At 65.6% G+C, this 22,107-nt stretch carries 17 protein-coding genes; 8 read left to right on the top strand and 9 right to left on the bottom strand.

Annotation, left to right across the window (positions count from 1 at the left end):
* Nucleotides 1-15: 15 nt before the first annotated feature.
* Genes maiA through J7548_RS12350 form a run of 4 tightly spaced genes read right to left on the bottom strand, consistent with a single transcriptional unit; the run spans nucleotide 16 to nucleotide 4,714 of the window.
* The gene (maiA, locus tag J7548_RS12365) at nucleotides 16-663 is read right to left on the bottom strand and encodes a maleylacetoacetate isomerase (RefSeq protein ID WP_290974881.1); all 648 of its coding nucleotides are present in this window, start codon (nucleotides 661-663) and stop codon (nucleotides 16-18) included.
* A gap of 35 nt (nucleotides 664-698) precedes the next feature.
* The gene (fahA, locus tag J7548_RS12360; protein WP_290974880.1) at nucleotides 699-2,045 is read right to left on the bottom strand and encodes a fumarylacetoacetase; all 1,347 of its coding nucleotides are present in this window, start codon (nucleotides 2,043-2,045) and stop codon (nucleotides 699-701) included.
* The gene (gene hmgA, locus J7548_RS12355) at nucleotides 2,042-3,364 is read right to left on the bottom strand and encodes a homogentisate 1,2-dioxygenase (protein WP_290974879.1); all 1,323 of its coding nucleotides are present in this window, start codon (nucleotides 3,362-3,364) and stop codon (nucleotides 2,042-2,044) included. Before hmgA ends, fahA begins: the two co-directional genes overlap by 4 nt.
* A 21-nt stretch (nucleotides 3,365-3,385) precedes the next feature.
* Nucleotides 3,386-4,714 (bottom strand): MFS transporter, encoded by a 1,329-nt coding sequence (locus J7548_RS12350; RefSeq protein ID WP_290974878.1) that lies wholly within the window; start codon nucleotides 4,712-4,714, stop codon nucleotides 3,386-3,388.
* A 197-nt stretch (nucleotides 4,715-4,911) separates the two neighbouring features.
* On the opposite strand from J7548_RS12350, the gene J7548_RS12345 reads away from it, so the two are divergent.
* Nucleotides 4,912-5,820, top strand: coding sequence for a LysR substrate-binding domain-containing protein (locus J7548_RS12345; protein WP_290974877.1), 909 nt, complete (start codon nucleotides 4,912-4,914; stop codon nucleotides 5,818-5,820).
* Between the two features lie 32 nt (nucleotides 5,821-5,852).
* Nucleotides 5,853-6,689, top strand: coding sequence for an alpha/beta hydrolase (locus tag J7548_RS12340; protein ID WP_290974876.1), 837 nt, complete (start codon nucleotides 5,853-5,855; stop codon nucleotides 6,687-6,689).
* 33 nt (nucleotides 6,690-6,722) lie between these two features.
* Here J7548_RS12340 and J7548_RS12335 read toward each other — a convergent pair whose 3' ends face one another.
* Nucleotides 6,723-7,811, bottom strand: a complete 1,089-nt coding sequence (locus J7548_RS12335) for a LuxR C-terminal-related transcriptional regulator (RefSeq protein ID WP_290974875.1) — start codon at nucleotides 7,809-7,811, stop codon at nucleotides 6,723-6,725.
* Between the two features lie 402 nt (nucleotides 7,812-8,213).
* Here J7548_RS12335 and J7548_RS12330 point away from each other — a divergent pair, with 402 nt between their 5' ends.
* On the top strand, nucleotides 8,214-10,820 hold the full coding sequence (locus tag J7548_RS12330) for a sulfite reductase flavoprotein subunit alpha (RefSeq protein WP_290974874.1): 2,607 nt from the start codon (nucleotides 8,214-8,216) through the stop codon (nucleotides 10,818-10,820).
* Nucleotides 10,821-10,953: 133 nt separating this feature from the next.
* Here the strand turns inward: J7548_RS12330 and J7548_RS12325 are convergent, their stop codons facing one another.
* Both J7548_RS12325 and ilvD read right to left on the bottom strand, forming a co-directional pair.
* On the bottom strand, nucleotides 10,954-11,268 hold the full coding sequence (locus J7548_RS12325) for a c-type cytochrome (protein ID WP_290974873.1): 315 nt from the start codon (nucleotides 11,266-11,268) through the stop codon (nucleotides 10,954-10,956).
* A 227-nt stretch (nucleotides 11,269-11,495) separates the two neighbouring features.
* A complete protein-coding gene (gene ilvD / locus J7548_RS12320; RefSeq protein WP_290974872.1) occupies nucleotides 11,496-13,166 on the bottom strand; it encodes a dihydroxy-acid dehydratase in 1,671 nt (556 codons plus the stop codon).
* Between the two features lie 183 nt (nucleotides 13,167-13,349).
* Here ilvD and J7548_RS12315 point away from each other — a divergent pair, with 183 nt between their 5' ends.
* Together J7548_RS12315 and lgt are read left to right on the top strand one after the other, a co-directional pair.
* On the top strand, nucleotides 13,350-14,252 hold the full coding sequence (locus tag J7548_RS12315; RefSeq protein WP_290974871.1) for a LysR family transcriptional regulator: 903 nt from the start codon (nucleotides 13,350-13,352) through the stop codon (nucleotides 14,250-14,252).
* A gap of 64 nt (nucleotides 14,253-14,316) precedes the next feature.
* Nucleotides 14,317-15,138 carry a prolipoprotein diacylglyceryl transferase gene (lgt, locus tag J7548_RS12310; protein WP_290974870.1) on the top strand — a complete coding sequence of 274 codons (822 nt, stop codon included), beginning with the start codon at nucleotides 14,317-14,319 and terminating at the stop codon, nucleotides 15,136-15,138.
* 74 nt (nucleotides 15,139-15,212) lie between these two features.
* Here the strand turns inward: lgt and J7548_RS12305 are convergent, their stop codons facing one another.
* Nucleotides 15,213-15,842, bottom strand: coding sequence for a bifunctional 4-hydroxy-2-oxoglutarate aldolase/2-dehydro-3-deoxy-phosphogluconate aldolase (locus tag J7548_RS12305; protein WP_290974869.1), 630 nt, complete (start codon nucleotides 15,840-15,842; stop codon nucleotides 15,213-15,215).
* A complete protein-coding gene (edd, locus tag J7548_RS12300) occupies nucleotides 15,839-17,710 on the bottom strand; it encodes a phosphogluconate dehydratase (RefSeq protein ID WP_290974868.1) in 1,872 nt (623 codons plus the stop codon). The genes J7548_RS12305 and edd overlap by 4 nt, the downstream gene beginning before the upstream one ends.
* A gap of 320 nt (nucleotides 17,711-18,030) precedes the next feature.
* Here edd and pgi point away from each other — a divergent pair, with 320 nt between their 5' ends.
* From pgi to J7548_RS12285, 3 genes are all read left to right on the top strand, one after another.
* On the top strand, nucleotides 18,031-19,686 hold the full coding sequence (pgi, locus tag J7548_RS12295; protein WP_290974867.1) for a glucose-6-phosphate isomerase: 1,656 nt from the start codon (nucleotides 18,031-18,033) through the stop codon (nucleotides 19,684-19,686).
* Between the two features lie 70 nt (nucleotides 19,687-19,756).
* Nucleotides 19,757-21,226, top strand: a complete 1,470-nt coding sequence (gene zwf, locus J7548_RS12290) for a glucose-6-phosphate dehydrogenase (protein WP_290974866.1) — start codon at nucleotides 19,757-19,759, stop codon at nucleotides 21,224-21,226.
* A 21-nt stretch (nucleotides 21,227-21,247) separates the two neighbouring features.
* Nucleotides 21,248-22,102 carry an SIS domain-containing protein gene (locus J7548_RS12285; RefSeq protein ID WP_209607375.1) on the top strand — a complete coding sequence of 285 codons (855 nt, stop codon included), beginning with the start codon at nucleotides 21,248-21,250 and terminating at the stop codon, nucleotides 22,100-22,102.
* Nucleotides 22,103-22,107 lie beyond the last annotated feature (5 nt).

The following is a 22,107-nucleotide window of genomic DNA, read 5'->3' as shown; positions in this document are numbered from 1 at the left end:
TGCCCGCGCCTGGCGTCAGGCCGCGTCCGGTTGCCGCGACGGATGCGCCTGCTGGAAAGCAGGCAAGGCATTACAGGCATCCTCGATGGCGCACAGCGTCGGATAGGGCCGCATGTCGAGCTCGAAGCGGCGCGCATTGAACATCTGCGGCACCAGGCAGCAATCGGCCATGGTGGGCATGTCGCCCACGCAGAAATGGCCACGCGCCTTGTCCGCGGCCAGTTGCTTTTCCAGCGCGGCGAAGCCGAGGGCGATCCAGTGCCGGACCCATTCGTTCTTCTGGTCGTCATCCACGCGCAGCTCATGCTTGAGATAACGCAGCACGCGCAAGTTGTTCAGCGGGTGGATCTCGCAGGCGATGGCCAGCGACAGCTCGCGGATACGCGCGCGCTGCGCCACATCGCCCGGCAGCAGCGAGGGCATCGGGAAGCGTTCTTCCAGGTATTCCAGCATCGCCAGCGATTGCGTCATCTGGTGGCCGTCATGTTCCAGCACCGGCACCAGCGAATGCGGATTCATCTCCGCGAAGGCCGGCAGGAACTGCTCGCCGCCCTGGTTGAGCAGGTGCACCGGCGCCGTGTCGTAAGGCAAACCCTTCAGGTTCAGGGCGATGCGCACGCGGTAAGACGCCGAACTGCGAAAGTATCCGTACAGGGTAGTCATTGCTCATCCTTCCTTCAGGAAACGTCTTGCCGGAATCAAGGCAGACTGCGCGCCGGCAGCACGGTTCCGGCGACTTCGCCGAAACCGATGCGCGGCAGGCCGTCTCGTTGCGCCACCGCGCGCATGACAATGGTATCCCCATCCTCGATGAAAATGCGCTTCTCGCCCCCCGGCAGCACGATCGCCTGCTTGCCGCCGGCGGTCAGTTCCAGCAGCGATCCGGCCTGATCCGGCTGCGGGCCGGATTGGGTGCCCGAACCGAGGAAATCGCCGGGACGCAGGTTGCAGCCGTTGACGGTATGGTGCGCCACCAGTTGCGACACGCTCCAGTACGAATCGCGGAAGTTCGACAACGACAGCCGCTGCGGCGGCTGCCCCGCTTCACGCATGGCGCGGGTCTGGATCAGCACTTCCAGTTGCAGGTCGATGGCGCCGCTCTCGCGCAGCGCCGCCGAATCGAGATAGGGCAGCGGCTGCGGATCGCCGGCCGCGCGCGTCCAGGCGCAGCGATAAGGCGCCAGCGCTTCCAGCGTGACGATCCAGGGCGAGACGGTGGAGGCGAAGCTCTTGGACAGGAACGGCCCCAGCGGCTGGTATTCCCAGGCCTGCACGTCGCGCGCCGACCAGTCGTTCAACAGGCACAGGCCGAATATCTTGTCCTCGGCCTGTTCCATCGGCACCGGTTCGCCCAGGGCATTGCCGCCGCCGATGTAGATGCCGACTTCCAGCTCGTAATCCAAGCGCTTGCACGGGCCGAACGACGGCGCCTCGGCATCCGGCGCCTTGGTCTGCCCGACCGGGCGGCGGAACTGCTGGCCGGAGACGGCGATGGAAGAGACGCGGCCGTGGTAGCCGATCGGCACCCACTTGTAATTGGGCAGCAGCGGGTTGTCGGGACGGAACAGCTTGCCCACCGCGGTGGCGTGGTGGATCGAGGTATAGAAATCGGTGTAGTCGCCGATGGCCGCCGGCAAGGCGTACTCGGCCTGCGCTTGCGGCACAAGGCAGGCGGCCAGTTCGGTCTCGTGCGCCGAGCCGGTGCGCAGCACATGCGACAGCGCCAGCCGCAGCTCGGACCAGGCCGCCGCATCCAGCGCCATCAGCGCGTTGAGCGTGGAACCTTCGGCGGCGGCATGCGCGGCCTTGCGCGCCAGCTCGTCGAAACCGGAAAAGGCGCTGGCAGCATGCGCCGCCTGCAGATCGAGGATCTGGTCGCCGATGGCCACGCCGGCGCGGAAGGCTTCATCGCTGCCGGCGCGGCGGAACACGCCGTACGGCAGGTTCTGGATCGGGAACGGACAGCCGTCCGCATTGGCGCTTTCCACCCAGCTGCGCAGTTCGGTGTCGTGGGTTTCGTTCAGTCGTTGAGTGGGCTGGCTCATGCTTGCTCCGGGTTGAAGTTCTTCTGGATGCCCAGCCAGCAGTTCTGGTAATCGCGTTGCAATGTCGGCGACTCCAGCGCATAGCGGGTGGGACGAATGATGTTGCGCGTCTCGAACATGAAGGCCATGGTGCTGTCGACCTTGTTGGGCTTGCTGGTGTCGGCGCGGCTGGCCTTCTCGAAGGTCGCGGCGTCGGGGCCGTGGCCGCTCATGCAATTATGCAGGCTGGCGCCGCCGGGGACAAAGCCGCCGGCCTTGGCATCGTATTCGCCGGTCACCAGGCCCATGAATTCGCTGGCCACGTTGCGGTGGAACCAGGGCGGGCGGAAGGTATGCTCGGCCGCCAGCCAGCGCGGCGGGAAGATCACGAAGTCGATCGTGTCCACGCCCGGCGTATCGCTTTGCGACTGCAGCACCAGGAAGATCGACGGATCGGGATGGTCGTAGCTGATCGAGCCGATGGTGTTGAAATGCCGCAGGTCGTATTTGTACGGCGCGTAGTTGCCGTGCCAGGCCACCACATCCAGCGGCGAATGGCCGATCTTCGCTTCCCACAGGTTGCCGCCGAACTTGGCGACCAGGCGGAAATCGCCTTCGCGGTCTTCATACCAGGCTTGCGGCGTGAGGAAGTCGCGTGGGTTGGCCAAGCCGTTGGAGCCCAGCGGGCCGAGGTCGGGCAGGCGCAGCAAGGCGCCGAAGTTCTCGCAGATGTAGCCGCTGGCCTGGCCGTCCGGCAGGCGCACCTGGAAGCGCACGCCGCGCGGGATCACGGCGATCTCCTGCGGCTCGACATCGATCACGCCCATTTCCGTCAACAACTGCAGGCGGCCGGCCTGCGGCACGATCAGCAGTTCGCCGTCGGCCGAATAGAAGAAGCGGTCGGTCATCGGCTGGTTGGCCGCATAGATGTGGATGGCGCAACCGCTCTGCGCCTCCGGCGAACCGTTGCCGGCCATGGTCACCATGCCGTCGATGAAATCGGTCGGCGCCGCGGGCATCGGTTGCGGGTCCCAGCGCATCTGGTTGGGCGGCGTGGGCACGCCGTCGAAATGGCTCAGCAGCTTGCCGCCGTCGATCTGCACGAACGCCTCGTGCACCGCAGCCGGGCGGATGCGGTACAGCCACGAGCGGCGGTTGTGGCCGCGCGGCGCCGTGAAGGCGGTGCCGGACACCTGCTCGGCATACAGGCCGTAGGCGACCTGCTGCGGCGAGTTCTGGTGCGCCGGCAAGGCTCCCGGCAGGGCTTCGGTGGCGAACTCGTTGCCGAAACCGGACAGGTAGCCGGCCGGCGCCAGGTGCGATGCTGCGATGGCGTTCATGCGTTTTCTCCTTCAATCATTTCAGCGCACGCGGTGCAGGCGCGCCACCGTCAATGCCGAGATCAGCGCCGGCACGGCGGCCGCGACGAACAGCGAGGCGTTGCTCCACTGCATGGCGATCAACTGGCCGCCGATCACCGGGCCCACGACCGAGCCGATGCGGCCGATGCCCAGCGCCCAGCCGATGCCGGTCGAACGCAGCGCGGTCGGATAGTAGGTGCCGGCCAGCGCATTGACGGCCGGCTGCCCGCCGACGATGCAAAAGCCGGCCACCACCACGGCGATGAACAAGAAGGCCGGCACCGCCGCCACCTTGCCGATCAGCGCGATGGCCACGCAGGCGGCCACGAAGCAGCAGCCCAGCACCTTGGTGAAGCCGTAGCGGTTGATGAACCAGCCCAATGTCAGTGTACCGACCACGCCGCCCACCTGCAGCGAAGTGCCGATCAGCACCGCCATGCCGGTCGGATAGCCGGCGTCGTGGATCAGCGTGGGCAGCCAGTTGGACAGGAAATACAGGTTGATCAGGTTCATGAAGCTGATCAGCCACAGCAACAATGTGATGCCGGTGCGGCCTTCGCGGAACAGCTCGGCCACCGGCATGCCGTCGGCCTTGGCTTCCTTGACCACGATGCGGGTCGAGGCGTCGACCGCGATCGACGGGTCCAGCTTGCGCAGCCAGCGCGCGGCCTTGGCCTGCGGGCGGCGGCGCAATACCAGGAACTGGATCGACTCCGGCAGCCAGAACAGCATGGCGATGCCCAGCAGCAGCGGCACCGCGCCGCCCACCCAGAATACCGAGTGCCAGCCGTAGGCCGGGATCAGCGCGGCGCTGACGAAGCCGCCGGCGGCGGCGCCCACGGTGAAGCCGCAGGAGACCAGCATCATGCGCGTCACGCGCGAGGAAGACGGGCTGAATTCACCCACCAGCGCCATCGCGTTGGGCATGATGCTGCCCAGGCCGAAACCTGTGATGAAACGCAGCACCAGCAACTGGTTGATCGTGGTGACCTGGGTCGTGGCCAGCATGCACACGGCGAAGAACAAAGTGGAAACGATCAGCACCGGACGCCGGCCGTAGCGGTCGCCCACCGGCGTCAACACCAGCGAGCCCAGCAGCATGCCGAACAGGCCGGCGCCGAACACCGGGCCCAGGCTGGCTTTACTCACGCCCCAGTCGCCGATGATGGCCGGCGCCACGTAGCCCATGGCCTGCACATCGAAACCGTCGACGATCAGGCACAGGCCGCACAGCAGCAGCAAGCCGAATTGAAACGCGCCGAAGCGCCCCTGCTCCACCACCTGGTCGACATTCACCGTGGGCGCGGCGCCCCTTGCTTGAGAACTCATGGTTCTGCTCCTCTCTTCTCTTTATGGATCCGGCTTGGCATGCGTGTGCGGATTGGCGTGGCCGCCGGCAACAATCGCATGCAAGGCATCGTTGATTGTTTTTATTTTGTCGACACTGTAGTGCAAGCGACTTTCTTTTACGATATAAATGCCGGAATGTGATCCATTGATTTTATGAATAAAGGGTACGGCTGCGCATGATCGAACCCCGCGATATCGACCTCAACCTGCTGGTGGTCTTCCAGGAAGTGTTCCAGGAGCGCCAGATCTCTTCCGTGGCGCGCCGCCTGGGGCTGTCGCAGCCGGCCGTCAGCAACGCGCTGGCGCGCCTGCGGCGCAGCTTTGGCGACGAACTGTTCGTGCGCACCGCGCAAGGCATGCAGCCCACGCCGTTCGCCGAACACCTGGCCGAGCCGGTGGCTGCCGCGCTGCAGCAAGTCTCGCGCGCGCTCAACCTGCAGGAAGGCTTCGCGCCGCAATCCAGCCAGCGCCATTTCACCATCGCCATGACCGACGTCGGCGAGGTCTATTTCATGCCGGCGCTGATCGAAACCTGCGGCCGCCTGGCGCCGGGGGTGCGCATCAGCACCGTGCGCGCCGGCGCCATCGACCTCAAGAGCGAAATGGAATCCGGCCGGGTGGACCTGGCCATCGGCGCCTTCGACAACGTCTCCGGCGCGCTCTACCAGCGCCGGCTGTTCCGCCAGAACTATGTCAGCATGTTCCGCATCGGCCATGCGCTGGACGGCAAGGACGACATTACGCTCAGGGAATTCCTGGCGGCCGAGCACCTGATGGTGTCGTCGCTGGAAAGCCCCTACGACCGCATCAACCAGAACCTGGAAAAGGCCGGGGTATTGCCCAGCGTGCGTTTCCGCGTGCCGCACTTCACCGCCGTGCCGTATATCGTCAGCACCACCGACCTGGTGGTGACGGTGCCGCGCAAGCTGGCCGAAAGCGCCGCCGCGCCGTTCGGCTTGCACTACGTCAGGCCGCCGCTGCGCCTGCCGTCGCTGCAGACCAATATCTTCTGGCATCGCCGCTACAATCAGGACGAGGGCAACCAGTGGCTGCGCGGCTTCATCTCCGAGCACTTCGCCGAATGAAAACAATGGAAACGACCGCACCGGGAAACGACATGCACATCTACCGCGGATACACCCGCGATGCGCTGGACCGGCAATACAACGTCAGGCTGGGCATTCCCGACTTCCAGGATTACTTCGACCGCTTCGCGCAGCAAGCCCTGACGGCGCGCAGCGCCCATCCGCATCTGGCCGACGTGCCTTACGGCGACGATCCGCTACAAACTTTCGATTTCTTCCCCGCCGCCGCCAACGGCCAGCCGCTGCTGCTGTTCATCCACGGCGGCTACTGGCGCTCGCTGGACAAGCACCAGTTCAGCCACCTCGCCCTGCCCTACCTGCAGGCCGGCATCAACGTCGCGCTGATCAATTACCGGATGGCGCCGCAGGTGCGGATGGACGCCATCGCCATCGACTGCGCCACGGCGCTGATGCACCTGCATGCCAGGGCCGGCGCCCTGGGCTTCGATGCGGATGCGATCTGGCTGATGGGCCATTCGGCCGGCGGCCACCTGGCGGCGCTGATCGCCGCGCTGGGGCCGGCGCCGGTCAAGGGGGTGTGCGGCATCAGCGGCATCTACGACCTGGAGCCGATCCGGCTGAGCTACCTCAATGAGCTGCTGCACCTGTCGCCGGGCGACGCCATCCAGGCCAGCCCGCTCTTGCGGCTGCCGCCGCCCGGCGTGAAAACGCTACTCTGCGCGGGCGGCCTCGAATCCGACGAATTCCGGCGCCAGCGGGATACCTACGCGGCCTGCCTGCGCCAGTCCGAGCATGAGGCGGCCATCGCCGAGGCGCCCGGCGCGCACCACCTGAGCATCATCGATGTGGCGGCCGATGCCGGCAGCGCATTGACCCGCGCCATGCTGGAAATGGTCCGGGCCGGCTGACCGGGCACCTGTATCCGGAAAGCGGCGAACAGGCTAAATGACCACGTTGAGGCGATTCAACAAGCGCTGCAACTCCGCTTGCCGGCTTACGTTCATTTTTGAAAAGATGGCTTTCAGATGGGTACGGGTCGTGGACTCGGAAATCTCCAGCACCGCGCTGATCTCCTTGACGCTGCCCCCATTCATTAGTTGCTGAAGCACACGAATCTCGCCAGGGGTCAGGTGGAACAGGTGCTTAAGGATGTCATCGCTACTACGGTTTTCGCCATCCGAACTGTGGATCCATACCAATGCCTGCGGCATGATGTCTCCCCAGCCATCGACCGGCAAAGATAGCGGGACCGCATTGACAAACTGCCGGGAGCCATCCGCAAGCGGCATGATGAAACCCGCAGCCCGCCGGGTGCCGTTCAAACCGGTTGCGGTCTTCAGCAAGCCGGTGAAGTGGCTGGAGAACGGCGAGGAGGCCGACATCGGATTGCCCGGCAAGGCAAGCCATTGCTGGCCAAGCGCATTGGCCAGCAGCACTTTCTTGTCGTACGTCACGACCAGCAAGGGGAAATTGATCCTGTCGAGGACGAGGGCGCTCAGTTCCTGTTGCTGCGCCACGCCCAGCAGCCGCACACGCAATGCGCTGGCGCGCTCAAGGTGCGGCAGCAACGGCGCCAGCCTGCGCACGACAGCAGCCTGGTCTCGCTTGCCGGCCCGGGCGCTGAGGGAGAGGAAGCCATCGATATGCACGCCCTTGAGCATCGGCGTGACCATGGTCGAATCCAATTCGTAACGCTTGAGGAAGTCCTGGTAAAACGAAGACTTCCGGATGAAGGGCAAACCCAGCTCACGCTCGTCCAGGTACCACTCGCCGCGCTTCACCTTGTCGCCAAAGTATCGTCCGGGATCTTCCTTGTCATAGTGCTCGCGATAATCGATCAGCAACTGGTCCGGCAAGCCGGCATACTCGCCGATCAGCGCCATGCTGTCCTCCCGGCGCCAGAGCATGATGGAAGCCGCATCCGAATCGGCATAGGCGGCCAATCGGCACAGCACTTTGGCCCAGCCCTGCGGATCGGTCACCCCGTCATAAAGCTCCCCAACGAGCTGCGCAAAATCTTCCGATCCCATGTTCTTTGACTTTTCATGAAGCAGATGATGGCAAATGGGCCGCGGCCGCACCCCGAGCCATGCCGGTTGATGGCGCAGGCATGCTGCCGCGGGCCTTTGAAATATAAAGGCAAGCCGGCGCGAAATGCTGACAAAACACTGACACGCCGTCTTTTTTGTTGGCAAGGGCAAGCCGCCTCCCGACAGGTATCGTTCGCCCCTCCCTCACCCAACGCTGCCGGCAAAAAAATTAATGCTAATCATTATCATTTCTAATAATCTATAATGGCGCCTTACCCGCATTTCCTGCCTGCGATGGACCTGCGGAAGATTTTCCCGGCGGGAAAAACCGGGCGTATCCGCCCGCCGGACATCGAACAACAATAGCTGCGCCACCAACCCGCAGCCCAACGCCGCACGAGCATGTTCAAGAATATCTGGTTCCAAATCCACTGGTTCATCGGCATCACCGCCGGCACCATCCTCATGGCCATCGGCGTTACCGGCGCCGTCCTCGCCTTCCGCGAAGAGATCATGGATGCGCTCAGCCCGGGCGTGATGCATGTGAAGGTACGCGAGCAGCAGCCATTGACGCCGCAGCAGTTGCTGGAAAAGATCCGCGCCGCCGAACCGGGCCGCCGCGTCGCCGTGCTGTCGGTGGAGTCCGAAGCGGGCGCTTCCGCGCGCGTGGTGTTCGCGCCGCCGCCGGGCGTGCGCCGCGGCGAAGCGGTGTACGCCGATCCCTATACCGGCCAGTTGCTGGGCCAGGCCACCGGCATGGAATTCTTCGAGATCGTGGAACGCTTCCATCGCTGGCTGCTGCTGCCCACCGAGACCGGCAAGATCGTGCTGGGCACGCTGGCGCTGGTGCTGCTCACGCTGGCGCTGTCCGGCCTGTACCTGCGCTGGCCGCGCCGGCCGCTGTCGCTGCGGGCCTGGTTCCGGCTCGACTTCAAACTCCAAGGCCGCTCCTTCCTGTGGAACCTGCATTCCGTCGTCGGCACCTGGTCGCTGGTGATGTATGTGATCTTCGCCACCACCGGCGCCTATTGGTCGCTCGACTGGTTCAAGCAAGGCGTGAACGCCCTGGCCGGCGAAGAGCGCGCGCCGCAGGCCAGACGCGGCGGCGGCAACGACCGCAAGGACAAGGACGAGGCTTTAGCGCCGCTGGACCTGACGCTGGCCTGGAACACCTTCCTGGCCAAGGCCCCCCGTTACGAAAACGCCCAGCTGCGCCTGCCCGAGAAATCGACGCAGCCGGTGCAGATCTTCTTCCTCGACGAACATGCTCCGCACGAGCGCGCGCGCAGCCGCATGACGGTGCTGCCGCAAAACGGCGAAGTCAGGCAACTGGAACGGTACGAGGACAAAAGCGCCGGCGGCAAATTCATCGCCGCCATTTACCCGCTGCACATGGGCACCTTCTTCGGCCTGCCCGGCCGCATCGTCATGGCCATCGCCAGCCTGATGATGCCGCTGTTCGGCATCACCGGCTGGATGCTGTACCTCGACCGCCGCCGCAAGAAAGCGGCGCTGCGCGCCGAACGCGCCGCGCTGGCGCAGGCGGCGGCCGCTGCGGCGCCGACAAGCGATGCAGGCGCCCAAGCCGGCCGTTACCTGGTGGCCTACGCCTCGCAAACCGGCCAGGCCGAACGCATGGCGCTGCATACCGCCGCCCTGCTGCGCCAGTCCGGCGCCGAAGCCACGGTACAGCCGCTGGCGCGCATGACGCCGGAAAAACTGCGCCACCACCCGCGCATCCTGTTCATCGCCAGCACCTTCGGCGAAGGCGAAGCGCCGGACAGCGCGCGCGCCTTCGAGCGCCGCCTGCGCTTGGCGACGGGAGAATCGCTGGCCCACGTCGAATACGCGCTGCTGGCGCTGGGCGACCGCAACTACGTCAAGTTCTGCGGCTTCGGCCACACGCTCGACCACTGGCTGCGCAATCGCGGCGCCAAGGCCCTGTTCCCGCTGCTGGAAGTCGACCGCATGGATGGCGCCACGCTGCGGCAATGGGAACGGATGCTGGCCGGCAACGGCATCCTCAGCCCCGCCGCTGTTGCTGCCGCCACGGCCTCAGCGCCGTCCATCGCGCAGCCGCACCCCGGCTGGCAAGCCTGGTCGCTCTCGAAGCGCCTGCAGCTGAACCCCGGCAGCCAGGGCGAACCGATCTTCCACATCGAATTGCAACGCGGCGATACCGCCCATGACGCATGGCAGCCGGGCGCGCTGGCGGAAATCCTGCCGCGCCACGCCCCTGACCGCATCGCGCTGCTGCAGCAGCGGCTGCGGCTGGATGGCGCCGCCATCGTCGAGCACCATGGCGTGCGCCTGCCGCTGCAAGACCTGCTGGCGCGCAGCGTGCTGCCGGCCGGCTATGCCGCCGCCCATGCCCGCGATGCGCAAGCCTTGGCAGACACCCTGCAGCCGCTGGCCCCGCGCAGCTACTCGGTGGCGTCGGTGCCGCAGGATGGCGCGCTGCACCTGCTGGTGCGCCAGACGCGGCACGAGGATGGCCTGGGCCTGGCGTCGGGCTGGCTGACCGAATACGCGGAGGTGGGCGCCACGCTGGATGTGCGCCTGGTCGCCAATGCCAACTTCGCAGCGGCCGAAGGCAATGCGCCGGCCATCTTCATCGGCAACGGCTCCGGCATGGCCGGCCTGCGCGGCCACCTGCGCGCGCGCATCCATGCAGGCCAGACCCGCAACTGGCTGCTGTTCGGCGAACGCAACCGCCGCTGCGACTTCCTCTACCAGGACGAACTGGAACAATGGCTGGCCGCCGGCAAGCTGGCGCGGCTGGACCTGGCTTTCTCGCGCGACCAGGGTGAACGCGTCTACGTACAGGACCGCCTGCGCGAAGCCGCCGAGGAATTGCGCCGCTGGATCGCCGATGGCGCCGTGGTGTATGTCTGCGGCAGCCTCGACGGCATGGCCGCCGGCGTCGATGCGGCGCTGGCCGAGGCATTGGGCGAACGGGCGGTCGAAGACCTGATCGAACAGAACCGCTACCGCCGCGACGTCTACTGACCTGCCGCGACAAATGCGCCTTGGCGGGCGCGCAAATAAAAAGAGGAAACGCAGTGCGTTTCCTCAACCTCATCGACCAGCGAGGCCCGCGGGCCTCGCGATGTCATGCTGCAAAATCTGTCATGCCTGCCGCTTATTTCAGCGACAGCACCCACTTCACCAGCTCGCGCGCCTCGGCTTCGCTGACCTGGGCCTTGTTGGCCGGCATCGGCACCGCGCCCCACACGCCGCCGCCGCCGTTGAGGACCTTCTGGGTCAGCTTGGCTTCGGCATCCTTCTGGCCGGCATATTTCTTGGCCACATCCTTGAAGGCGGGGCCGACCACCTTGGTGTCGACCGAATGGCAAGCCATGCAGTTCTTGGACTTGGCCAGTTGCGGATTGGCCAGCGCTTCGGCGGAAATGGCCGATCCGGCAACCAGGGTAGCGATCAACAGCAGGTATTTCATAGGATCTCCTCAGAATTCTTGGCGCGCCTCATGCGCTTCCTTGCTTGCGAAGGCGCGGGCAGCGCCAACTGGCACAAGCCGTCCCCGGCTCGCAAGGGATGCGGGGAAGTCCGCAGGCGGGCCTATTCTACCCGCCTTCGGGACTTCCTCATCATCTGCCGCCACGTATATCTGTCATAGATCAAATCCCATGTCGACAGATCGCGGCGGGAACGGCTTCACGGCGCTCAGCCGGTGACCGCGCCCTTGCTGGCGGTGGACGCCAGCGCCGCGAACTTGGCCAGCACGCCGCGCGTATAGCGCGGGGCCGGCTGCTGCCAGGCCGCGCGGCGCTGCGCGATCTCGGCCTCGGGCACGTTGAGCTGGATCAGTTGCCGGTGGGCGTCGATGGTGACCGAGTCGCCTTCGCGGACCAGCGCGATGGTGCCGCCGACGAACGCCTCCGGCGCCACGTGGCCGACCACCATGCCCCAGGTCGCGCCGGAAAAGCGGCCGTCGGTAATCAGCCCGACCGACTCGCCCAGCCCCTTGCCGATCAGCGCCGAAGTCGGCGCCAGCATCTCGGGCATGCCGGGGCCGCCCTTGGGGCCGAGGTAGCGCATCACCAGCACGTCGCCCGGCTTGATCTTGTCGCCCAGGATCGCGTCCATGGCGCTGTATTCGTCGTCGAACACGCGCGCCGGGCCGGTGATCACCGGATTCTTCAGGCCGGTGATCTTGGCCACGCAGCCTTCGGTGGCCAGGTTGCCCTTGAGGATCGCCAGGTGGCCCTGCGCATACAGCGGCCGGTCGATCGGGTGGATCACGTCCTGGTCGGCGCGCAGCGCGGGCACGCCTTCCAGTTCCTCGGCCAGCGTCTTGCCGGTGATGGTGAGGCAGTCGCCGTGCAGCAGGCCGGCCTGGTGCAGCACCTTCAGCACGGCCGGGATGCCGCCGGCCCGGTGCAGGTCGGTGGCGACGTACTTGCCCGAGGGCTTCAGGTCGCAGATCACCGGCACTTTCTTGCGCATGCGCTCGAAGTCGTCGATGCTCCATTCGATCTCGGCGGCATGGGCGATGGCCAGGTAGTGCAGCACCGCGTTGGTCGAGCCGCCGGTGGCCATGATCAGCGCGACGGCGTTCTCGATCGATTTGCGGGTGATGATGTCGCGCGGCTTGATGTCTTTCTTGACCGCTTCCACCAGCACGCGCGCCGATTCGGCGGCGGAGCCGGTCTTTTCGTCGTCGGGGTTGGCCATCGTCGAGGAATACAACAGCGCCATGCCCAGCGCCTCGAACGAGGACGACATGGTGTTGGCGGTGTACATGCCGCCGCAGGAACCGGAAGAGGGACAGGCGTTGCGCTCGATGCCGTCGAAATCCTCCTGCGACATGCGGCCGGCTGAAAACTCGCCCACCGCCTCGAAGGCCGACACGATGGTCAGGTCGCGGCCTTTCCAGTTGCCCGGCTTGATGGTGCCGCCGTAGACGTAGATGCCTGGCACGTTGGTGCGCGCCAGCGCGATCATGCCGCCCGGCATGTTCTTGTCGCAGCCGCCGATGACCACCACGCCATCCATCCACTGCCCGTTGACGGCGGTCTCGATGCAGTCGGCGATGACTTCGCGCGAGATCAGCGAATACTTCATGCCTTCGGTGCCCATCGACATGCCGTCCGAGATGGTCGGCGTGCCGAACACCTGCGGATTGGCGCCGGCCTGCTTGATGGCCGAGATGGCGACATCGGCCAGCTTCTGCAGGCCGGAGTTGCACGGCGTGATGGTGGAGTGGCCGTTGGCCACGCCGATCATCGGCTTGTCGAAGTCGTCCTTCTCGTAGCCCAGCGCGTAATACATCGAGCGGTTGGGGCTGCGCGAAACGCCCTGGGTAATGTTCCTGGAACGGCGGTTGTATGGCATGGGGTCTCCTGGGTGAACAAGGCGAACTCTCTGCGTCGCCCGCCCGGGAATGGGAATGGAGCCATGCCTGGCGGGAAGGAGTTCTGGCTGGGGAGACCTAGATTGCGCTTGTATGCAAGCGCCTGTCAAATATATTATTCATCGACAACTAATACGCCGGATATATCAGGAAACCGCCCCGCCATGTCCTCCGACCCCCGCCTGGAATTGCGCCAACTGCGCTACTTCGCCGCCGTCGCCGAAGAAAAGCACTTCGGCCGCGCCGCCATCCGGCTGCACATGACGCAGCCGCCGCTGTCCCAGGCCATCGCCGCGCTGGAGGAGATGCTGGGCACGCCGCTGTTCCTGCGCACCAAGCGCAGCGTGGCGCTGACCCCGGCCGGGGAAGCGCTGCTGCCGGAGGCCCAGCGCATCCTGCAGCAGGCCGCCGCCCTGCCCGACCTGGCGCGGCGCGCCGCCAGCGGCGCCTCGGGCCTGCTGTCGCTGTCGTTCATCTCGACCGCCGACTACAGCATCCTGCCGCCGCTGCTGCAGCGTTTTCGCGCGCGCTACCCGCAGGTGCAGATCGACCTGCGCGAAGCCACTACCGACATCCAGCTGGAAGACCTGATGCAAGGCAAGATCGACGCCGGCCTGCTGCTGCCGCCGCTGCCTGACAAGGCGGCCGCCGTGCTCGACTATCGCCCGGTATTGTCGGAACCGCTGATCGCCGCACTGCCCGCCGGTACCGTGCGCGGGCGCGATGCCGTCGCATTGAAAAGCCTGCGCGAGCTGCCGCTGATCATCTTCCCGCGGCGCATCTCGCCGGCTTTCCACGACACCATCCTGTCCTGCTTCCGCGATGCCGGCCTGACGCCGCACATCGGCCAGGAGGCGATCCAGATGCAGACCATCGTCGGCCTGGTATCGGCTGGCATGGGAATGGCGCTTGTGCCACAATCCGTGTCGAACCTGAAACGGCCGGGGGTCGACTACCGCCGGCTGTCGGATCCGACGCCAGAGATCCAGACCGGCCTGGCCTGGCGGCGCGACAGCCAGTCGACCGTATTGCGCGCCTTCCTCGAATTGCTGGAGCCATCCGCCTGAACTTGTTACGGGAGCGCATGCTCCAAGCCTCCCCCGCCTCGCCTATCACTGAAAGACCGAATTCATGCTGATCCACCCCATGCCCAACCCGATCGCCCTCCAGATCGGCCCGCTCGCCGTCCACTGGTATGGCCTGATGTACCTGCTGGCCTTCGCCCAGTTCATCGCCCTCGGCCGCCTCCGCATCAAGCAGCCGCATATCGCCGCGGCCGGCTGGAAAAAGGAGGACCTGGACGACATGCTGTTCTACGGCGTGCTGGGGGTGGTCATCGGCGGCCGCCTGGGCGAGATCCTGTTCTACAACCCGGCGTATTACTTCGCCCATCCGGCCGACATGATCGCGGTCTGGAAAGGCGGCATGTCCTTCCACGGCGGCTTCCTCGGCGTGCTGCTGGCGATGTGGCTGTGGGGCCGCAAGCGCGGCCGCCACCTGATGGACATCATGGACTTCATCGCGCCGATGGTGCCGCTGGGCTATGCCGCCGGCCGCCTGGGCAACTTCATCAACGCCGAACTGCCGGGCCGCGCCGCCGACCCGTCGCTGCCGTGGGCGATGATCTGGCCCAACGTCGACAACATCCCGCGCCACCCGTCGCCGATCTACCAGATGCTGGTGGACGGCATCCTGCTGTTCGTCATCCTGTGGTTCTTCGCGCGCCAGCCGCGCCCGCGCATGGCGGTGGCCGGCATGTTCTCGCTGCTGTACGGCTGCGCCCGCTTCTTCACCGAATACTTCCGCGTGCCGGACTACGAGGTGCATTTCGCCGGCATCACCATCTCGGCCGGGCAGATGCTGTCGGTGCCGATGATCGTATTGGGCATCCTGCTGCTGATCGTGGCCTACCGCAATAACCAGCAAGCGCAAGCGCCCGCACAGGCCGGGTAAGTTTTTCAGCACAAAAGAAAACGGGCGGTACCGAATCGGTACCGCCCGTTTTCTTTTGGCTGGAACGAAGCTGCTTAAGTCTTCTTCAACGCGCTGGCCGCGCGGGCCAGTTCGGTGATCTTGTCCCAGTCGCCGGCATCGATGGCCGCCTTCGGGGTCAGCCAGGAACCGCCCACGCAGACCACGTTCTTGCACGCCAGGAACTGCGGCGCGGTTTCTTGCGAAATGCCGCCGGTGGGGCAGAAGGACACGTCGCCCAGGGGACCGGCGATACCGTTGAGCATGCCGATGCCGCCGGCCGGCACCGCCGGGAACAGCTTCAACTGGCGGAAGCCCGCTTCGCGCGCGGCCATCACTTCGGACGGCGTCATCACGCCGGGCAGCAGCGGCAGGCCGCTGCTCTTGGCCGCTTCGATCAGCGCCGGGGTCAGGCCGGGCGAAACGCCGAACACCGCGCCGGCATCGCGCGAGGCGACGAACTCTTCCGGGGAAGTCAGCGTGCCGACGCCGACGATGGCGTCAGGCACCGACTCGGCGATGGCGCGGATGGCCGGCAGGCCGTGCTCGGTGCGCAGCGTGATTTCCAGCACGCGGATACCGCCCGCGACCAAAGCCTTGGCCAGCGGAATGGCGTGTTCGAACTTGTCGATCGCGATCACCGGGATGACCGGCGAGGCGCGCATGATTTCCAGTGTGGTCTTCATACCGTTGCTTTCTCTTTCTCAAAAATCGGCGGCAAACCGAAAGTGGCGCCGCCCTCTTCCGCGGTGCCGACGGAATTGCGGAACATGGCGAACAATTCGCGGCCCATGCCGTGCTGGTTGTCGAACAGGTTGGCGCTGTCGTTGGCGCGCTGCTCCCATTCGGCCTGCGGCACCAGCGCTTCCAGCACGCCGGCCTCGGCGTCCAGGCGGATCATGTCGCCGGTGCGCACGCGGCCCAGCGGACCGCCGCCCAGCACTTCGGGCGTGACGTGGATCGCAGCCGGTACTTTACCCGATGCGCCCGACATGCGGCCATCGGTGACCAGCGCCACATGGCGGCCCTTGTCCTGCAGGATGCCCAGCGCCGGGGTCAGCGCGTGCAATTCCGGCATGCCGTTGGCGCGCGGGCCCTGGAAGGTGATGACGGCGACGAAGTCGCGGTCCAGCTCGCCGGCCTTGAAGGCGGCCATGAAGGCTTCCTGCGAATGGAACACGACGGCCGGGGCCTGCACCGCGCGGTGCTCATGCTTGACGGCGGAAATCTTGATCACGGCGCGGCCGAGGTTACCCTGCAGCAGCTTCAGGCCGCCATCCGCCGAGAACGGCTTGGCCACGGTGCCCAGCACGCTTTCGTCGCCGCTCTTTTCCGGCACGTCCTGCCACTTGACCTTGCCGACCTGGCCTGCGGCCGCCTCGCCGTCCAGCATCGGCTCCTTGCAATGCTGGCGCAGTCCCTGGCCGAGGATGGTGGTGACGTCGTCGTGCATCAGCCCGGCGTCGATCAGCTCGCGCAGCACGAAACCGGTGCCGCCGGCGGCGTGGAAGTGGTTCACGTCGGCGGTGCCGTTGGGGTAGATCTTGGTGATCAGCGGGACCACGGCCGAGAGCTTGGAGAAATCGTCCCAGTCGATCACGATGCCGGCCGCCTTGGCGATGGCCACCAGGTGCAGCGTATGGTTGGTGGAGCCGCCGGTGGCGTGCAGCGCGACGATGGCGTTGACGATGGACTTCTCGTCGATCATGCGGCCCACCGGCGTATATTGCGCGCCCTGGTCGGTGATGCGCGCGGCCTGGCGCGCGGCTTCGGCGGTCAGGGCGTCGCGCAGCGGCGTGTTGGGCGTGATGAAGGCGGCGCCCGGCAGGTGCAGGCCCATCGCTTCCATCAGCATCTGGTTGCTGTTGGCGGTGCCGTAGAAGGTGCAGGTGCCGGCGCCGTGGTAGGACTGCGATTCGGCTTCCAGCAGCTCGGCGCGGCCGATCTTGCCGGCGGTGTAGAGCTGGCGGATCTTGACCTTGTCGCTGTTGCTCATGCCGCTGGTCATGGGGCCTGCCGGCACGAACACCGCCGGCAGGTGACCGAAGTGCAGCGCGCCGATCAACAGGCCCGGCACGATCTTGTCGCACACGCCCAGGTACAGCGCGGCGTCGAACATGTTGTGCGAGAGCGCGATGGCGGTCGCCATGGCGATGGCGTCGCGCGAGAACAGCGACATCTCCATGCCGGTCTGGCCCTGGGTGACGCCGTCGCACATGGCCGGCGTGCCGCCGGCGAACTGCGCCACCGCGCCGGCTTCGCGCGCGGCCTGCTTGAGGATCTGGGGGAAGCGCTCGAACGGCTGGTGCGCCGAGAGCATGTCGTTGTAGGCGGAGACGATGGCCAGCGACGGCGCCTTGTCTTCCTTCAACTTCAGTTTGTCGTTGGCCGGGAAGGCGGCGAAGCCGTGGGCCAGGTTGGTACATGCCAGCGCGCCGCGCTGCACGCCCTTGCGGCGGGCTGCTTCCAGTCGTTCGAGGTAGGCGGTCCGGTAGGGACGGCTACGTTCGGCGATGCGTCGGGTGACACTGGCTAAGGTAGCGTTGAGAGGCATTGTCGGTTCCTGTTAGCGATAACAATGTAATTTTACTACACAATTTTCAACAAATAAAATCAGATACTTAGCTTTTCGATGGCGCGCCGCAGCACCCGTTTTACCGAAGAGGCTCAATTATGCTCCAAAACCCTGCGCCATCAAGCGGAACAGCTTATTTCCTTTTGTAGCGGGAAATGTCACTCATCCGTCATAAACTGTAGTGAAATTACCATTATCAGGACATTTGATGTATAGTTCATACGTCGTACCCAAGAATTCAGCCGTGTCCGAAGTCGAAAAATGTCCGCCATGCCACGGCCTTCAACAACACTGAAAACATGCACACCACCGCCCTGACCGACACGGCAGCATTCAAAGCCCTGCAGCAGCACCACGCCGGACAAGCCATCCACTGGCACATGCGCGAGCTGTTCGCGCAGCAGCCCGACCGTTTCGAACGCATGTCGGTGCGCGCCGCCGGCCTGCTGCTGGACTACTCCAAGAACCGCATCCAGTCCGAAACCCTGTCGCTGCTGCTGGACCTGGCGCGCGAACGCCAGGTGGAAGCCCTGCGCGACGCCATGTTCAGCGGCGCGAAAATCAACTTTACCGAACATCGCGCGGTCTTGCACACCGCATTGCGCACACCGGCCGGCGCGTCCTCCGTGCAGGTGGACGGACAACAGGTCGGCGCAGACGTCCAGGCCGTGCTCGGCCATATCCGCGAATTCACCGAACGCGTGCGCAGCGGGCAATGGCGCGGCTACACCGGGCGCGAGATCACCGACATCGTCAACATCGGCATCGGCGGCTCCTACCTCGGCCCGCAGATGGTGTGCACCGCCCTGCGCCAGTTCAGCCATGCGCGCCTGAAGGCGCACTTCGTCTCCAACGTGGACGGCCACGACCTCGATGAGGTGCTGTCCCGGGTCGATCCCGAGACCACGCTGTTCATCGTTGCCTCCAAGACATTCACCACGCAGGAAACCATGCTCAACGCGCAGTCGGCGCGCCAATGGTTCTTGCGCCACGGCAAGGAGGCCGACCTGGCGCGCCACTTCGTGGCGGTCTCGACCAATGCGAAGGAAGTATCCGCCTTCGGCATCGATCCCGCCAACATGTTCCCGTTCTGGGACTGGGTCGGCGGCCGCTACTCGGTATGGTCGGCGATCGGCCTGTCGATCGCGCTGATGGTCGGTTTCGAGCACTTCTCCCAGTTCCTCGGCGGCGCCCACGCGATGGATCGCCATTTCCAGGAAACCCCGCTGGAAGCCAACATGCCGGTGATCCAGGCGCTGATCGGCATCTGGAACCGCAACTTCTTCAACAGCGAATCGCTGTCGATCGCGCCCTACCACCACGGCCTGCGCTATTTCCAGGCGTATCTCCAGCAGCTGGAGATGGAAAGCAACGGCAAGCGCATCACGCGCGACGGCACCGCCGTGGGCGTGGCCACCTGTCCGTTCATCTGGGGCGACGTCGGCACCAACGGCCAGCACGCCTTCTTCCAGTTGCTGCACCAGGGCACCGACATTACGCCGATCGACTTCATCGCCGTGCTCAAGCCCTCGCACGACATCGCCGGCCACCACCAGGTGCTGCTGGCCAACTGCTTCGCCCAGTCCGAAGCCTTCATGCGCGGCAAGGATGCCGACGAGGTGCGCGCCGACCTGCAAAAGCAGGGCCTGGACGAGGCGGAACTGAACGCGCTGCTGCCGCACAAAACCTTCGACGGCAACCGCCCGAGCAACACCATTTTGCTGCCCGAACTGACCCCTGCAACGCTGGGCTCGCTGATCGCGCTGTATGAGCACAAGACCTTCGTGCAAGGCGCGATCTGGGGCATCAACAGCTTCGACCAGTGGGGCGTGGAGCTGGGCAAGGTACTGGCCAAGACCATCCATGGCGAACTGCATGCCGAACCCAACCCGGCCCTGCACGATGCCTCGACCAATGCCCTGATCGCCCTGGCCAGGCAGGCCCAGCAACAATGACGGATCGCCGGCGCCGCACGTTGCAGACGCGCCGGCCTGGATAAACAACGCAGACCACCCAACCTACATCATGGCTATTTCCGATTTCGACCTGGTTTTATTCGGCGGCACCGGCGACCTCTCGATGCGCAAGCTGCTGCCGGCGCTGTACGCGCGCGACCGCGCCCGCGACCTGCCGCCGGATGCGCGCATCGTCTGCATCGGCCGCGAGGACAAGACCCGCGAGGATTTCCTGAAACTGGTGGAGAAAGACTCGCGGCCGCACATCCCCGCGGCCAACCTGGATGCCGCCGTCTGGGAGCGTTTCGCCGCGCGGCTGCGTTATGCCTCGGTCAACGCCAAGGAAGGCGCCAGCTTCGAACACTTGAAGGAAGCGCTGCGCGACACCGCCGGCCTGCCGCGCGTGTTCTACCTGGCCACGCCGCCCAGCCTGTTCGCCTCGATCTGCGAGAACCTCTCCAAGGCCGGGCTGGTGACGCCCAGCTCGCGCGTGGTGCTGGAAAAGCCGCTGGGCCGCGACCTCGCCAGCGCGCGCGACATCAACAAGCAAGTCGGCCAGTACTTCGAGGAATCGCAGATCTTCCGTATCGACCACTACCTCGGCAAGGAAGCGGTGCAGAACCTGCTGGCGCTGCGTTTCGGCAACGTGCTGTTCGAACCGCTGTGGCGCCGCGAATGGATTTCCGACGTGCAGATCACCATCGCCGAAGAGCTCGGCGTGGGCGGGCGCTTCGACTATTACGACACCTCCGGCGCGCTGCGCGACATGCTGCAGAACCACTTGCTGCAACTGCTGTGCATCGTCGCCATGGAACCGCCGGTGACCAACTCGGCCGACGCCGTGCGCGACGAAAAGCTCAAAGTACTGCGCTCGCTCAAGCGCTTCACCCCGACCACGCTGGCCATGAACGTGGTGCGCGGCCAGTACCGCTCCGGCCACGTCAACGGCACGCCAGTGCCGGGCTACCGCAAGGAAGCCGACGCCAACCCGGAATCGCGCACCGAGACCTATGTCGCGGTCAAGGCCGAGATCGACACCTGGCGCTGGGCCGGCGTGCCGTTCTACCTGCGCACCGGCAAGCGCATGGCCGACTCGCTGGCCGAGATCGTGGTGCGCTTCAAGAGCGTGCCGCACTCGATCTTCGCGCAGCAGAATTCCACCCTGCCCAACTGCCTGGTGATCCGCCTGCAGCCCGACGAGGGCCTGCATATGAACCTGATGGCCAAGCAGCCCGGCGACGGCATGCGCCTGCGCCCGGTCGAGCTGGAACTGGACTTCCGCGAGAAGTTCAAGACCCCGCGCATGGATGCCTACGAACGCCTGCTGCTGGACGTGCTGCGCGGCCATCTCACCCTGTTCATGCGCAGCGACGAACTGGAAGCCGCCTGGGAATGGGTGGAGCCGATCCTCGAACACTGGGAACAGCAGGAATCCGACCCCATCCCCTACAACGCCGGCACCTGGGGCCCGGCCGCCGCCAGCGCGCTGATCGGCCGCGACGGCCTGCAATGGCGCGAAGAAGCGCTGCCCGAGGTTTGACGCGGAGCTTGTGACATGTCCATGCTGCTCGATTCCATCCGCACCCACATCAACTCCCTCTCGAAGTCGGAGAAGAAGGTGGCCGCGACCGTGCTCGCCAATCCGCAGCTGGCCTTGGCAGAGAACCTGACCGCGCTGGCCAAGAACGCGGAAGTGTCGGAGCCGACCGTGATCCGCTTCTGCCGCGCCATCGGCTACGAGGGCTGGCACGACTTCAAGCTGAAGCTGGCGCAAAGCCTGGCGCTGGCGCTGCCGGGCGCGGACGAGACGCTGGCCCAGGACGACCTCGCCGCCGACCTGGTCAACAAGATCTGCAGCCGCTCGATCAACACCCTGCTCGACCTGCGCAACCACCTCAACCCGGACGCGATCCAGCTGGCGCTGGACGTGCTGGCGCGCGCCAACAAGATCGAGTTCTACGGCCAGGGTACCTCCGGTATCGTGGCCAACGACGCCCAGCACAAGTTCTTCCGCTCCGGCGTGCCGACCGTGGCCTACTCCGACCCGCACATCCACAGCATCGCCGCCTCGCTGCTCAAGGCCGGCGATTGCGTGGTGGCCATCTCGCAGCGCGGCGGCAACGCGGCGCTGCTGCGCTCGATCCAGCTGGCGCGCAAAGGCGGCGCCGACATCATCGTGCTGGGCCCGTCCGGCACGCCGCTGGCCGAACTGGCCACGGTGCTGGTGCCGATCGACCTGTCCTTCAACATCGACCCCTACACGCCGATCTCGGCGCGCCTGGCGCACCTGGTGGTGATCGACATCCTGGCGGTCGGACTGGCATTGCGGCGCGGCCCGGAATTCCGCAAGAAGATGCAGAACGCGCAGAAGTCGCTGCAGAAGTTCGACATGCAGTTCGACTCGTTCTTCCGCTGATTCCG

The organism is Herbaspirillum sp. (assembly GCF_017744395.1).
Lineage (GTDB): Bacteria > Pseudomonadota > Gammaproteobacteria > Burkholderiales > Burkholderiaceae_D > Herbaspirillum.
Note: the sequence above shows the minus strand (reverse complement) of the source record. Positions and strands in the feature narration are given on the sequence as shown.

Excerpts from the sequence above, each read along its gene's own strand:
- pgi (WP_290974867.1), top strand. The coding sequence starts at position 18,031 with ATGCACACCACCGCCCTGACCGACACGGCAGCATTCAAAGCCCTGCAG.
- ilvD (WP_290974872.1), bottom strand. The coding sequence starts at position 13,166 with ATGCCATACAACCGCCGTTCCAGGAACATTACCCAGGGCGTTTCGCGC.
- J7548_RS12350 (WP_290974878.1), bottom strand. The coding sequence starts at position 4,714 with ATGAGTTCTCAAGCAAGGGGCGCCGCGCCCACGGTGAATGTCGACCAG.
- J7548_RS12315 (WP_290974871.1), top strand. The coding sequence starts at position 13,350 with ATGTCCTCCGACCCCCGCCTGGAATTGCGCCAACTGCGCTACTTCGCC.
- edd (WP_290974868.1), bottom strand. The coding sequence starts at position 17,710 with ATGCCTCTCAACGCTACCTTAGCCAGTGTCACCCGACGCATCGCCGAA.
- maiA (WP_290974881.1), bottom strand. The coding sequence starts at position 663 with ATGACTACCCTGTACGGATACTTTCGCAGTTCGGCGTCTTACCGCGTG.
- fahA (WP_290974880.1), bottom strand. The coding sequence starts at position 2,045 with ATGAGCCAGCCCACTCAACGACTGAACGAAACCCACGACACCGAACTG.
- J7548_RS12340 (WP_290974876.1), top strand. The coding sequence starts at position 5,853 with ATGCACATCTACCGCGGATACACCCGCGATGCGCTGGACCGGCAATAC.
- J7548_RS12285 (WP_209607375.1), top strand. The coding sequence starts at position 21,248 with ATGCTGCTCGATTCCATCCGCACCCACATCAACTCCCTCTCGAAGTCG.
- lgt (WP_290974870.1), top strand. The coding sequence starts at position 14,317 with ATGCTGATCCACCCCATGCCCAACCCGATCGCCCTCCAGATCGGCCCG.
- J7548_RS12305 (WP_290974869.1), bottom strand. The coding sequence starts at position 15,842 with ATGAAGACCACACTGGAAATCATGCGCGCCTCGCCGGTCATCCCGGTG.
- J7548_RS12330 (WP_290974874.1), top strand. The coding sequence starts at position 8,214 with ATGTTCAAGAATATCTGGTTCCAAATCCACTGGTTCATCGGCATCACC.
- hmgA (WP_290974879.1), bottom strand. The coding sequence starts at position 3,364 with ATGAACGCCATCGCAGCATCGCACCTGGCGCCGGCCGGCTACCTGTCC.
- zwf (WP_290974866.1), top strand. The coding sequence starts at position 19,757 with ATGGCTATTTCCGATTTCGACCTGGTTTTATTCGGCGGCACCGGCGAC.
- J7548_RS12345 (WP_290974877.1), top strand. The coding sequence starts at position 4,912 with ATGATCGAACCCCGCGATATCGACCTCAACCTGCTGGTGGTCTTCCAG.
- J7548_RS12335 (WP_290974875.1), bottom strand. The coding sequence starts at position 7,811 with ATGGGATCGGAAGATTTTGCGCAGCTCGTTGGGGAGCTTTATGACGGG.
- J7548_RS12325 (WP_290974873.1), bottom strand. The coding sequence starts at position 11,268 with ATGAAATACCTGCTGTTGATCGCTACCCTGGTTGCCGGATCGGCCATT.